At 47.1% G+C, this 12,719-nt stretch carries 12 protein-coding genes; 5 read left to right on the top strand and 7 right to left on the bottom strand.

Translation table 11 applies throughout. The features are described from left to right. Nucleotides 1-26 precede the first annotated feature (26 nt). A complete protein-coding gene (locus SD450_RS03330) occupies nt 27-971 on the bottom strand; it encodes an HU domain-containing protein (RefSeq protein ID WP_318343216.1) in 945 nt (314 codons plus the stop codon). 105 nt (nt 972-1,076) lie between these two features. On the opposite strand from SD450_RS03330, the gene dprA reads away from it, so the two are divergent. Next, on the top strand, nt 1,077-2,183 hold the full coding sequence (gene dprA / locus SD450_RS03335; protein ID WP_318343217.1) for a DNA-processing protein DprA: 1,107 nt from the start codon (nt 1,077-1,079) through the stop codon (nt 2,181-2,183). A 460-nt stretch (nt 2,184-2,643) separates the two neighbouring features. On the opposite strand, the gene trpS is transcribed toward dprA, so the two are convergent. Continuing rightward, nucleotides 2,644-3,612, bottom strand: coding sequence for a tryptophan--tRNA ligase (gene trpS / locus SD450_RS03340; RefSeq protein WP_318343218.1), 969 nt, complete (start codon nt 3,610-3,612; stop codon nt 2,644-2,646). Between the two features lie 153 nt (nt 3,613-3,765). Here trpS and SD450_RS03345 point away from each other — a divergent pair, with 153 nt between their 5' ends. Continuing rightward, nucleotides 3,766-4,500: a lysophospholipid acyltransferase family protein gene (locus SD450_RS03345; protein WP_318343219.1), complete on the top strand. Its 735-nt coding sequence runs from the start codon at nt 3,766-3,768 to the stop codon at nt 4,498-4,500. Between the two features lie 75 nt (nt 4,501-4,575). Here the strand turns inward: SD450_RS03345 and SD450_RS03350 are convergent, their stop codons facing one another. The 5 genes from SD450_RS03350 to recA form a co-directional block, all read right to left on the bottom strand. After that, nucleotides 4,576-5,727, bottom strand: a complete 1,152-nt coding sequence (locus SD450_RS03350) for a histidine kinase (protein ID WP_318343220.1) — start codon at nt 5,725-5,727, stop codon at nt 4,576-4,578. A gap of 143 nt (nt 5,728-5,870) precedes the next feature. Beyond that, nucleotides 5,871-7,418, bottom strand: a complete 1,548-nt coding sequence (locus SD450_RS03355; RefSeq protein ID WP_318343221.1) for an outer membrane beta-barrel protein — start codon at nt 7,416-7,418, stop codon at nt 5,871-5,873. Continuing rightward, on the bottom strand, nt 7,411-7,941 hold the full coding sequence (locus SD450_RS03360) for an RNA polymerase sigma factor (protein ID WP_318343222.1): 531 nt from the start codon (nt 7,939-7,941) through the stop codon (nt 7,411-7,413). The genes SD450_RS03355 and SD450_RS03360 overlap by 8 nt, the downstream gene beginning before the upstream one ends. Nucleotides 7,942-7,969: 28 nt before the next feature. Continuing rightward, nucleotides 7,970-8,407 (bottom strand): hypothetical protein, encoded by a 438-nt coding sequence (locus SD450_RS03365; protein WP_318343223.1) that lies wholly within the window; start codon nt 8,405-8,407, stop codon nt 7,970-7,972. A 96-nt stretch (nt 8,408-8,503) separates the two neighbouring features. Next, complete coding sequence (gene recA / locus SD450_RS03370) at nt 8,504-9,511, bottom strand: recombinase RecA (RefSeq protein WP_318343224.1); 1,008 nt, start codon at nt 9,509-9,511, stop codon at nt 8,504-8,506. A 307-nt stretch (nt 9,512-9,818) separates the two neighbouring features. Here recA and trhO point away from each other — a divergent pair, with 307 nt between their 5' ends. The 3 genes from trhO to SD450_RS03385 all read left to right on the top strand — a co-directional run bounded on the left by trhO (nt 9,819) and on the right by SD450_RS03385 (nt 12,717). Then, entirely contained in the window at nt 9,819-10,850 is a 1,032-nt protein-coding gene (gene trhO / locus SD450_RS03375; protein ID WP_318343225.1) for an oxygen-dependent tRNA uridine(34) hydroxylase TrhO, read from the top strand. Nucleotides 10,851-11,069: 219 nt separating this feature from the next. Beyond that, complete coding sequence (locus SD450_RS03380; protein WP_318343226.1) at nt 11,070-12,236, top strand: PSP1 domain-containing protein; 1,167 nt, start codon at nt 11,070-11,072, stop codon at nt 12,234-12,236. Continuing rightward, nucleotides 12,226-12,717 (top strand): gliding motility lipoprotein GldH, encoded by a 492-nt coding sequence (locus SD450_RS03385; protein WP_318343227.1) that lies wholly within the window; start codon nt 12,226-12,228, stop codon nt 12,715-12,717. The genes SD450_RS03380 and SD450_RS03385 overlap by 11 nt, the downstream gene beginning before the upstream one ends. Nucleotides 12,718-12,719 lie beyond the last annotated feature (2 nt).

Below are 12,719 nucleotides of genomic sequence, written 5' to 3' on the forward strand. Positions count from 1 at the left end.
GTGGAATGGTTTTAAAGAAAGGAGGGTTATTTCTCCGAAAGCAACCAGGCATCCCTTGATTCCGTGGCTTTTACTTGCTTCAAAAAGGTCAAAGCCTCTTTGGGGTCTTCGAAACTGTCATAGGCCACTTGGTGGAGGCCATATCGGTTTTCGCCCAAGTAGAAGGCATTGTACCCCTTTTCCTTGAGCTCGTCCACCCTTTTTTCGGCATTTGCGGCCTCGCGGAAGGCACCTGCGATCACATGGTGCTTGCCCAATTGCCTTTTGGTGACCTCAATGTTGATGGCAGGAAGTTCCAATGGAGCACTTTCAAAGAATGTGGCCTCTTGGATCAAACGGGAAACCTCTTGTTGGGCATCCTGTTGTGCGGCAACCTCCTTTTGTTGGAAATCACCATAGGTGCGATAAGAGGTAACTCCCAGGGAAACGGCCAATAATAGAATGGCGGCATATTTCAACCAAGGACGGAAGGGCGATGCTTCGCGTTTTTCCGGAGTGATGATGAACGGGATTCGTTCCTCGAGCTCTTCCACCTCTACTTTGAGCACTTCTCGCTGTATGGGTGTTGCCACAAATGTGGACAGGCCGAAAGATGAAGTCAGGAAATTGGTGGTATTTTCAGGTTGGAACTGGATTCTACGTTCCTTGTTGTGCCAAAGCTTTCCGATACCAAAAACCTCGATGCTCTCCCCTTTTTCCAGTTTTGTGTTCCAATTTTTGGCCACTTCTTCCACTTCTCCCAACATTTCCTCATAACCCAGTTTTTTTTCCTTGGCAATGTAAGAGACCAACAGGCCATCATTTTTGGAAAGTTGGGCATTGAAGGAAAGCGTTTTGGAAGGAGGGATCAATGTGCTTGTGGAAGCATCGATCTTTGCGGAAGTGCTGTGCGCCAAAAAGGCCCCAAATCCGGGAACCACGACACAATTGTACTCAAACAACAATTTTTCTATGTAGGCATCAATCCGCATGGGAACAAATATTGTAAAAAAAGAAAGAGTACAAAACAGGCGGCCCCACTTTTTTTCAACATTTGAAAAACCGTATTTTGTGAACAACTTTGACGCCCAAATCAAATGACTGAACCTGAAATTATTGCGGCCCTACGGCTACAGGCCATTCCCAACATCGGGGATGTAACGGCCAAGAAACTGATTGCACACTGCGGAAGTCCAACCGCAGTTTTTGAGGACAAACTGCACCACCTTCTAAAGATCGACGGTATTGGGAAGCTGACCCTAAAGGCCCTTCACGATCCCGGACACCTCAAAGAAGCCGAATCCGAATACAACTTTCTTTCCAAAGAAAAGATCAAGGTGTCCTATTTTATGGAAGAGGATTATCCCACTTACCTCAAACATTGTGTGGATGGCCCTATCCTACTTTTTCAGCGGGGAAACATCGATTTGGGAAAACAACGATTGATCAGTGTGGTGGGCACTAGGAACGTGACCAATTATGGTGCTTCCTTCTGCGAAGCCTTTATCGAGGAGATTGCGCCGATGAACCCCATCATTGTCAGTGGGTTTGCATACGGGGTGGACATTGCGGTGCAGCGAGCGGCAATGGAAAAAGGATTGCAGACCATTGCCTGCCTCGCCCATGGCCTTAACCAAATCTATCCGAAGGCCCACAAGAAATACCAAAAGAAGATGGAGGAAAACGGTGGTTTTGTGACCGAGTTCTGGAGTACGAGCAAGCCAGATCGGGAGAATTTTTTACGGCGGAACCGCATCATTGCCGGAATGAGCGAGGCCACGATCGTGGTGGAATCTGCCGAGAAAGGGGGCAGTCTGGTCACGGCCGATCTGGCGAACGGTTACAACAGGGAGGTGTTTGCCGTCCCTGGAAGAAGCACGGACAAGCTCAGCAAGGGATGTAATGACCTGATTAAGGGCCAAAAGGCCCACATGCTCACCTCCGCAGCCGACCTAATCTATCTTTTGGGGTGGGATTTGGAAGAAAAAAAGGAGGGTGCAACTGTGCAAAAACAGCTGTTCATCGAGTTGGATGCAACAGAACAGTCTATCTACTCCTATCTGCAGTTGAACGGGAAACAGTTACTGGATACCGTGGCCTTGGAGTGCAATCTGCCCATTTTCAAAACTTCGTCCACACTTTTGGGCATGGAAATGAAGGGCGTGATCCGACCATTGCCCGGTAAAATGTTCGAAGCGATCTAAGGGGATATTTTCCAATTTTGGACGGCGAAATAAGTTCAATTTTCAACTGAAGGATGAGGTACAGAAAAAGGGCCAAAACCTTGCCTTTTGGTCGTTCAAATTAGGACATTCATCCTGTTTTGCATAAAATATTTGAGGAACATACGGGCTTCCTGTTGCCGTTCATCGAACGGGGATACCACAGAACAGTCAATCTATTTTGGACTGCAGTTGAACGGAAAAGAACCACAGCTTATCTTGGTTTTTGGGAATTACTCGACTGTTTCCAATAGCTGACCCATTTTTTTGCATATGGAAATAATAGGGAGGATCCGACCAATGCCTCGAAATACGTTGAAGCTGTTCAATATTTGGTACAATAGAACCATCAAAACAAGGAAGGATTGGATCAGAATGACACAAGTTCCACGAATTCATAAGATGGGATTGCACTTGAACTTGACTCCTGAATGTATAGCTTTTAGTACCCCAACTTCTCCCGTACCCTTGCCAAAACAGCATTCGCCACTTTTCGGGCCTTTTCGGCTCCAATGGCAAGGGCTTCGTCCACTTCCTCGGTGTGGTTCATGTAGTACTCAAATTTTTCGCGGGGCTCTTCAAACTTTTGTAGGATAAGTTCGTATAGGGCCTGCTTGGCATGGCCATAACCATAATTTCCCGCCAAGTAGTTGGCACTCATCTCTTCCACTTGTTCTGGGGAGGCCAAAAGTTTGTAGAGGGCAAACACGTTGTCTTTGCTAGGGTCCTTCGGATCTTCCATAGGGGTGCTGTCGGTCACAATGCCCATGATTTCCTTTCGGAGCTTTTTGTCGGGTTGGAACAGGTTGATGAGGTTGCCCCGGCTCTTGCTCATTTTTTCACCGTCGGTGCCGGGAACGTACATGGTCTGTTCATGCACCTTGGCCTCGGGCATCACAAAGGTCTCGCCCATTTGGTTGTGGAAGCGTGCCGCCACATCGCGGGTCATTTCCAAGTGTTGGAGCTGGTCCTTGCCCACGGGAACGATATCGGCATCGTAGAGCAATATATCGGCGGCCATGAGCATGGGGTAGGTAAAAAGTCCGGCGTTCACATCCTCTAAACGATCGGCCTTGTCCTTGAAGGAATGGGCCAAGGTCAACCTCTGATAGGGGAAAAAGCAGCTCAGGTACCAGGCCAGCTCGGCAGTTTGTGGAATGTCACTCTGCCTATAAAAAACAGTTTTTTCGATATCCAGGCCAAAGGCCAACCAAGCGGCGGCAATGGCATAGGTGTTGTTTCGCAAGAGTTCTCCATCTTTGATTTGGGTGAGCGAGTGCATATCAGCAATGAAAAGAAAAGAATCGTTTTTGGGATCCTTTGCCATTTCAATGGCGGGTGCTATCGCTCCCAAAATATTTCCCAAGTGAGGCGTGCCTGTGCTTTGTATTCCTGTGAGGATTCGGGCCATGTTCTACTTTTGCCCGTAAAAGTACGCATCACCTAGGTATAAAAAAAGAGACAAAGCCCAGTGAGACAGGATTGTTCTTTCAGAAACCCATTTTAAGTGATATGGATGGTGATTGATGTGTAATAAAGAGACCCAAAAACTTTACATTAGCATATGCTTAACGTGATTGGACATATAGGGCAGATACTTTACCGGATATGGTTCTATCTGCTAGTGGCCATTCCCATTTTTCTGTTTTTCCCCTTTCTATTGTTGGCCACACTAACGGAACGGACTTATCCGCAATTCTTCTGGATGGCACGTAATCTCTGGGCTAGGCCCATTCTGTTCGGGATGGGATGTTTTCCCCAGATAACAAGGGAGCAACAGATGGAAAGGGGAAAGAGCTATATGTTGGTGGCCAACCATGCCAGTATGTTGGATATTATGCTGATGTTGGTAGTGAGCAGAAACCCCTTTGTGTTTGTGGGCAAAAAAGAATTGGTAAAGATTCCCATTTTCGGGTTTTTCTACAAAAGGGTCTGTATCATGGTGGACAGGGACGACATACGCAGTCGAACTGGAGTGTATCGTCGCGCGCAGCGCAGGTTGGACCAAGGGCTCAGCATCTGTATATTTCCTGAAGGCGGGGTGCCGGAGGAAGAGATTGTGCTGGACGAGTTCAAGGACGGGGCCTTCAAAATGGCGATTGCCCACAAGATCCCAGTGGTTCCCATGACATTCCATGACAATAAAAAACGGTTCCCTTTTACCTTGAACCATGGCGGTCCTGGAAGGATAAGGGCAAAGGTGCACCACTTTTTTGAAACGGGCATTCTCAGTATAGAGGACACTTCAACCTTAAGGGAAGAGGTAAGAGATATCATTTTAGCGGAGCTTTCCAAATAACACGCTGTCTCAATAATATAAAAATTGCCTATCCGAGAACAAATTGTATTGAGGACGTGGAAATTTCGATAAAACCTATGTCAGATTGGGGAGGTTTAGGGTAATGTTTCTTTTGTGGACATTTCCTTGAAGGTCGTCAGTGACCTTGGTCACTATATTATAGTTCTTGACAGAGTTCAAAAGCTCTACCTCATCCTGCCATTTTAAAATGCCCTCCCTGTATTCGGGACGGGAATAGTTCATGGAATCTGCAATATAGTGGTCGATGGATAGGGACACGGTATGTTCGGAGATTTTAAACGAAATAGTGTAGTGCTGGTTTTTTTGATGGCTGAACATGGACTGTTCAATAATGTTCTCAAAAAGAATATGGACCACCAAGGCAGGGATCATGGCCTCTTCCTGGCTTACCTCCTTTTCGATGGAGATATCATATTCAAACGAATTGTCATACCGAAGCTTCTGGAGCTTAAGGTACCAGTGCAGCATATCTATTTCATTGGAAAGGGTGACCGTATCCTTTCCCAACTGCTTTAAATAGAACCTTACGAGCCTACTAAAGGCGGACAAATATTCGAGTGCCAGCTTTTTTTTCTCCGAAGTCACAAAATATTGGATGGCATTGAGAGAGTTGAACACAAAGTGTGGATTCAATTGGGAGTTCAGTGCCCTGAGTTTCAGTTCCAGCATTTCTTCCCTAATTTTAAGCAGTTTCTCCTGTTTCTCCAACACTTCCTCACTGGCCCGCACACTTTTGATCTTTATGGCACTGATGGATGCAATGGCCGATAGCATTTTGAGATGGTGTGCCCTAAAGAAGTTTTTTTCGGGATGTTCACAATCGATCACACCATAAATGACATCATCACAGGCAATCGGTACACAGATTTCGGAAAGTCTTGCTGCATCGTCCTCAATATAGCGGGGGTCCTTGGATGTGTCGTTGATTATTTCCGCCTTTCCCGTTTGGGCAACATGCCCTGTGATCCCACTGCCCAGAGCGATTTCAATAGGGTGGTAAAGTGCTTTGTCCTTTGGGTTTTTCGGCCCATGGGCCGCTTTCTGGACCAAGACGCCTTTCTCAATGATATAGATGACGCAGTCCACAAACCCTAATTTGGAGATACAGTTTTTCACCACGTCCCAGAGGATGTCTTCCTCACTCTCCTTTCCCAATAGCGATTTTGAGAAATAAAGGAGAATGTCTTCAAACTGATTGTTTTTCACGCCATTTTTGGAGGTTAGTATTTGGTAGTCAAAGTACTAAAAATTTGTGTACGATTACAGCACAAAAAAAGTGCCCCGCCAAAAAAGCAGGGCACTTGGTTGATTGCATAAAGGTGCAATCGTCCTAACCAACCTTTTGTTTCCTAAAACTTGAAACTGACGCCGCTATACACCCCAATGGAAAAGGGTTGGAACACGCCAGCAGTATTGGAAAAGGTGTTCAACTGGTATTTGAACACGGGTTCTATATTCAATTGTACCTTTGGGGAGAACTCATAGTTGAGGCCCATGCCCACGTTGGCACTGAAATTCACAGAGTTTGCATTGTTCGCCTCGCCCACTTCGGTGACCAGGTCCTGCGATTCCAATAGCACGGAATTGTCCACGAGGAACAGCGAACTGACCCCTCCAATGAGGTCCACACCAAATTTTTTGTCCACCAGTGCATAGTTGACTTCCACGGGAACTTCAATGTACCCCAGTTGCTGTACCATTTTCCCATCAAAGGCAGCAGTTGCGTTCAGCACCTCTTTGGCATCCGAAGTAATTGGGCTGCTATAGGACTTGTTGGCACTTTGGACCACAAGGATTTCTGCGTTTTGACGGTAATCGATGTTGGCGAACATTTCGTTCGAGGAAGACCGCAATGCCGAGGAAAAAACAACGTCGTTGGTGTCATACCCATAGTTCACCTTGTGTACTCCTGAGCGGATCTTTACTTTTTTCCCGACTTCATAGGCCACGGTAAGGCCATAGCTCAAGTTGAAGTTCCCCGACTTGGAGTTGGAAGAAAAATCGGAATGTATGGGGGAGCCGTCACCGGCAGCACCAAAATATACAGGGGCCACGGATGGGCCAACGGACCATTTTCCGGAATTGTCCTGAGCAGCGATGAGTTCTTCTTCGGCTTCTTGCTCCTTGATGGCATCATAGATTGATTTTTTGCCGGACTCCTCTTTTTGCTTTTTCTGCTCCTCGTTCAGGGCAATGGCCTGCTCTTCTTTTTTGGCATTGACATTATCGGAACCGGACCTTTTTTCCAAGGATTGGTTCTGGGTCTTGTTGAGCGCAATGGCATCCCTGTTGTTGGATGTGTTGTCCAATGGAGTGTCTTTACGGGAAACCTTGTCCTGTTCGATGTTGTTTCTTTCTTGGACATTGTCCGCGACCGCCATGGTCTCTTTTTCGCCTGGGTTTTGGATGTTGGGAGTAGTTATTTGTTCATTGGGAGTTGTTTTTTTGTCGGTTTGGGCCACATGCCCTTCTGAAGTTGTACGGAAATCTCCACTGTCTGAATTTGGGTTGCTTTGGGTTTTGGGAATGTCATTTTTATCAGAATCCGCCAATTTTTCTGTTGCAGCAACGCTTGAAGGTTTGTTGAAATCTTCTGGATTGGTTTTCTTGTCTGTTGTTGGATCGGCACCATTTTCCGTATCGGTAATGGTCTGCTCCACATCTTGTTTTACGTCCGCGCCAAATGGATCGATTACATACAATAGTACGACCAAGGCTGCGGCAACTCCCCCCAGTTGCCACCATATCGGTACAATCCGCTTCTTTTGCTTCTTCTTGTCCAGGGACGCCTCTATGGCCCTCCACACCTTTTCGTCCGGGGTCTCATGATAATCCCGGAAGGTGTCCCTGAACAATTGCTCTAAATTCTTTTTCCCCATGGTTAAGTTCTTAAGCAATGTTTATTTTTTCTTTTTCTATTTTCTCCCTCAAAATATTTTTGGCCCTTGCCAAGTTCGACTTTGAGGTCCCAGTGGATGTCCCCAACATCTCACTGATTTCCTTATGGCTGTATCCGTCCAGGACATAAAGATTGAACGTCAGCCTATATTTGTGCGGCAGTTCCTGTATGTATCCCAAAAGGGTGGACAGGCTGATGTCCGCTTGATCGGTTTCCACCTCGGCATCGTCCTCGATCTCTTCGGAAACAACGTTGAGGTGGTTTTCCTTTCTGTATTTTTGGAGCACGGTGTTCACCGTTATCCGCTTGATCCATCCTTCAAAGGAACCTTGAAAGCCATACTGGTCTATCTTGCTGAAAATGGTCATGAAGCTATCGTGCAGATTGTCCTCTGCCTCCGTCTTGTTCCGGGAATACTTCAGGCACATACCGAAGAGTACACCCGAATACCTCCGGTATAGTTCGGCCTGCGCCTGACGTTTTCCTTTTTTACAATTATGTATCAGCTCTTCAAGATCCAAATGTTGGTCAATTTTGGATTGTTGCTACTCAGTTTGTGGGTTCCGGATCTACCGGGACAGTGTATTCCAAATAAATAGGTTCTTCGTTTTCGTCTTCGCCGGCATAGAACCTAAAGTGGTATTCGCCGGTATAGATCACGTGGAACTTTAAGGTCGCCACAACCTCTGTCACTTCTTGGGTGCATGCATTTTCCTCATCTGTGAGCACAGAGCCGATCACCACCACATCGCGGTCCGTCTGATCGGTCTTGGTCACATCAAACCCTTCAAAGAAGGTGCAACCATTGGGTCTTTCGTAGGTTACTTCGATGTCATAGGTCTTTCCGAGTTCAAAAGATTCAGGGACATCTGCCTCCACTGCATTAAGGGCAGCAAAGTAAAAATTTGGGGAATCATCGTCCAGATCACAGGAGCTGAACCATGAGCATGCCACAAACAATAAAATGGGCACAAGCACTTTTTTCATATAAATCCTTTTTTATTCCCTAGATGTACGATATACACAAGGGTTGCGTAGGATTTTCACAACCAAAAGTTAATTTGCCCCGATGGGTGTGCAGGCTTACTTGCTCACGGCGGCTATGGCCTCCTTTATTTTGCCCTCAAGTTCTTCGGAAAGTTCGGGATTGTCGATGAGCAGGGCCTTTACGGCATCACGTCCCTGTCCGAGCTTGGTGTCGCCATAGCTGAACCAGGAACCACTTTTCTTGATGATCTCGTAGGCCACGCCCAAATCCAAGATTTCCCCGATCTTGGAAATACCTTCACCGTACATGATGTCGAACTCAGCGGTCTTGAAAGGAGGGGCCACCTTGTTCTTCACCACCTTCACACGGGTCTTGTTCCCTTGTACTTCGCCATCGGTGTCCTTTATCTGTGTGGAGCGTCGAATGTCCAACCGGACAGAGGCATAGAACTTTAGGGCGTTTCCACCCGTGGTGGTCTCGGGGTTTCCGAACATCACCCCTATTTTTTCCCGCAACTGGTTGATGAAGATCACGGTACATTTGGTCTTGCTGATGGTCGAGGTCAATTTTCGGAGTGCTTGGGACATCAAACGGGCATGCAGACCCATTTTGGAGTCGCCCATTTCGCCCTCGATTTCACTCTTTGGGGTAAGCGCGGCAACAGAATCCACGATCACGATGTCTATGGCACCAGACCTGATGAGGTTCTCGGCAATTTCAAGTGCCTGCTCTCCATGGTCGGGCTGTGATATGATGAGGTTATCGATATCGACCCCCAATTTTTTGGCATAAAAACGGTCAAAGGCATGTTCCGCATCGATAAAGGCCGCGATGCCACCTGCTTTTTGGGCCTCGGCAATGGCATGAAGGGTAAGGGTCGTCTTACCGGAAGATTCTGGACCATAGATCTCGATGACCCGGCCCTTTGGATAACCGCCCACGCCAAGGGCAATGTCCAATCCCAACGATCCGGAAGGGATCACCTCCACATCTTCCACCACACTATCGCCCATTTTCATCACGGCACCCTTGCCATAGGTCTTGTCCAGTTTGTCCAAGGTCAGTTTAAGGGCTTTCAGTTTTGCTTCTTTCTCGTTGCTCATGGTTTTAAAATAATTAGGAAGGCTAAAATACCATTTCTTTCTTCATACGACAAAAGCCACGCAACCTTTTTGATTTTATCGAATCTATGGGGTACTAACTCATATCAATAGGGCCGCTTTGGGCCCGAAATGCCAAGGAGGGAGAAAAATTACGCTTTGAAAAAGAAAGGAATACGCTTAAAAAAGGGCCCATTTGTGGGTCCTTTTTCGTTGCTGCCCGGAAGAATCCCTATCTTTGTGGCCATTTTTATTGAAAAATATTCTTTAACCTGTCTGCCGACAGGCAGGCTTAAATTATTGGTATAGCATGCAACTGTACAATACGTTAAGCGCAAGGGAAAGGGAACAGCTCATTGAAGAAGCCGGCAAGGATCGGCTCACTATCTCTTTCTACAAATACGCACACATTGGCAATCCGCAGATCTTGAGGAACCACTTGTTCATTGCTTGGAACGAAATGGACGTTCTGGGCCGGATCTACGTGGCCTACGAAGGGGTGAATGCCCAACTTTCCGTTCCTGCGGATCATTTTGAAAAGTTCAAGGCCCATCTGGACAGCATTTCTTTTCTGGAAAACGTCCGGTTGAACATCGCCATCGAACAGGACAACAAATCTTTTTTGAAACTGAAGGTGAAGGTCAGGAACAAGATTGTTGCCGATGGACTGAACGACAGCACTTTTGACGTGACCAACAAAGGGATCCATGTGGGGGCGGAGCAGTTCAACGAGCTTATCGAAGACCCGGACACCGTGCTGGTGGACATGCGCAACCACTATGAAAGCGAAATAGGCCATTTCAAGAACGCCATCACCCCGGATGTGGATACCTTCCGGGATTCTTTGGACATCATCGAAAGGGATTTGGCCGAGCATAAAGAGGACAAAAAGCTGGTGATGTACTGCACGGGAGGCATCCGCTGCGAAAAGGCCAGTGCCTACTACAAGCACAAAGGGTTCAAGAATGTGTTCCAGCTCGAGGGCGGGATCATCGAATACACCCGCCAGGTGAAGGCAAAAAATCTAGAGAACAAATTCCTGGGCAAAAACTTTGTTTTTGACCACCGACGGGGCGAACGCATTTCCGAAGATGTGATCTCCCATTGCCACCAATGCGGAAAACCCTGTGATACCCATGTCAACTGTGCCAATGAAGCCTGCCACCTACTTTTTTTACAGTGCGAGGAATGCGCCGCGGCCATGGACAATTGCTGTTCGGTGGAGTGCAAGGAAATACATGCATTGCCCCGTGAGGAGCAAAAAAAACTGCGCAAGGGCAAGGGGGCCAGCAACAAGATTTTCAAAAAAGGACGCTCCCCGGTGTTGAAATACAAGAAGTAGCATTTCACCACTGCAACAAATTGTGCTATATTTACATTTGAGTAATTTTTTATGAACCCTATTGAGGTTGTTCTAAAAAAATAAGGACAGTTAAATGTCACATCGAGCGTTGATCCTGAGCGAGTTGAAGGGGCAGTGAGATGTGCGTTGGGATTCAGTTGGTATCGACCACAGTCGAGCCGACAATGTTTTTTAAGGACCTCAATCAAGATACAAAATATGGCGTGTAGCAGTTGTTCAACCGGCAAGGATGGACAACCGCGTGGTTGCAAGAACAATGGAACTTGCGGCACTGATGGTTGTAACAAGCTAACGGTCTTTGACTGGCTTTCCAATATGTCGTTGCCCAACGGTCAAAAACCTTTTGATTGCGTTGAGGTACGTTTCAAGAACAGTAGAAAGGAATTTTTCAGGAACGAGGAAAACCTTCCCCTATCCATTGGCGATGTGGTGGCCACCCAGGCCAAATCCGGCCATGATGTGGGCGTGGTGACCCTTACCGGCGAACTGGTACGGGTACAGATGAAGCGGAAAAAAACCGCTCCTGATGACAAAACCCTTCCCAAGATCTATAGAAAGGCCACCCAAAGGGACATCGACATTTGGCAAAAATGCCGGGACCGGGAGGAAGAGATCAAAAAACGCTCCCGCGAAATAGCCATAGCCCTCAAACTTGAAATGAAGCTCAGCGATGTGGAATTTCAGGGAGATGGGTCAAAGGCGACATTTTACTATACGGCCGAGGATCGGGTCGATTTCAGACAGCTCATCAAGGACATGGCCAAGGCCTTCCAGATCCGCATTGAGATGCGCCAGATCGGCTATAGGCAAGAGGCCCAACGCTTGGGCGGTATCGGTTCCTGTGGACGCGAGCTTTGCTGTTCCACATGGCTCAGCGACTTCAGGTCGGTCAGCACCGCATCCGCAAGGTATCAGCAACTGGCATTGAACCCCCAAAAATTGGCAGGACAGTGCGGAAAGCTCAAATGTTGCCTCAACTATGAGCTGGATGTGTACTTGGAAGCCCTTAAGGATTTCCCTCCGCAGGACAGCAAAATAATGACCAAGAAAGGACTGGCCTTCTGTCAAAAAGCGGACATTTTCAAGGAAACCCTTTGGTTTTCGTACAAGGACGAACCAGCGAACTGGCATCCCCTGACCAAACAACAAGTGCTGGAAATATTGGAGCTGAACAAAAAGAACGAGAAGGCCCCCACCCTTGAAGAGTATGCCGAGGACAATACGGTCAGTGAAGGAAAGGCAGCTTATGAAAATGTGGTGGGAGAGGACAGCCTCACCCGTTTTGACAAACCGAAGAGGAACAACAAGCGCAGGAACAAAAAACGCAGAAACAACAAATCCAAAGCAAAACCCAATGCGAAGTAGCACTTTGTTTCTTCTGATAGGTATCCTTGCACTGGCCTCATGCAACGATGCACTCGTCTTTTCCGAATACACACCGATAAAAGAAGGCAAATGGGAAATGGACGATGCCATACATTTTCAAGTTTCCGGATTGGACAGCACACAGACCTATAATATGTTCATCAATGTCAGGAACGACAACACCTATCCTTTCAGCAATCTTTTTTTGATCACCGAACTGGAGCACCCAGACGGCAATACCATCAAGGACACTTTGGAATACAAAATGGCCGAACCCACGGGGGAATGGCTGGGCAAAGGAATGGGAAGTGTAAAGGAGAATAAACTTTGGTACCGAGAGAACGTCGTTTTTTCAGGAGTTGGCGTATATAAGGTGAATATTTCACACGCCATGCGCAAAAATGGCACCATACAGGGCCTCCCCGTGCTCGAAGGCATCACGGATGTTGGTTTGGAAATAGAAAAAGCACCCAATAATTGATA

The organism is Flagellimonas baculiformis, assembly GCF_033441575.1.
In the GTDB taxonomy this organism is placed as follows: Bacteria; Bacteroidota; Bacteroidia; order Flavobacteriales; family Flavobacteriaceae; genus Flagellimonas; species Flagellimonas baculiformis.

Coding starts and splice junctions, on each gene's coding strand:
- SD450_RS03365 (WP_318343223.1), bottom strand. CDS start 8,407: ATGAAAAAAGTGCTTGTGCCCATTTTATTGTTTGTGGCATGCTCATGG.
- SD450_RS03330 (WP_318343216.1), bottom strand. CDS start 971: ATGCGGATTGATGCCTACATAGAAAAATTGTTGTTTGAGTACAATTGT.
- SD450_RS03380 (WP_318343226.1), top strand. CDS start 11,070: ATGGCGTGTAGCAGTTGTTCAACCGGCAAGGATGGACAACCGCGTGGT.
- SD450_RS03345 (WP_318343219.1), top strand. CDS start 3,766: ATGCTTAACGTGATTGGACATATAGGGCAGATACTTTACCGGATATGG.
- trpS (WP_318343218.1), bottom strand. CDS start 3,612: ATGGCCCGAATCCTCACAGGAATACAAAGCACAGGCACGCCTCACTTG.
- dprA (WP_318343217.1), top strand. CDS start 1,077: ATGACTGAACCTGAAATTATTGCGGCCCTACGGCTACAGGCCATTCCC.
- recA (WP_318343224.1), bottom strand. CDS start 9,511: ATGAGCAACGAGAAAGAAGCAAAACTGAAAGCCCTTAAACTGACCTTG.
- SD450_RS03385 (WP_318343227.1), top strand. CDS start 12,226: ATGCGAAGTAGCACTTTGTTTCTTCTGATAGGTATCCTTGCACTGGCC.
- trhO (WP_318343225.1), top strand. CDS start 9,819: ATGCAACTGTACAATACGTTAAGCGCAAGGGAAAGGGAACAGCTCATT.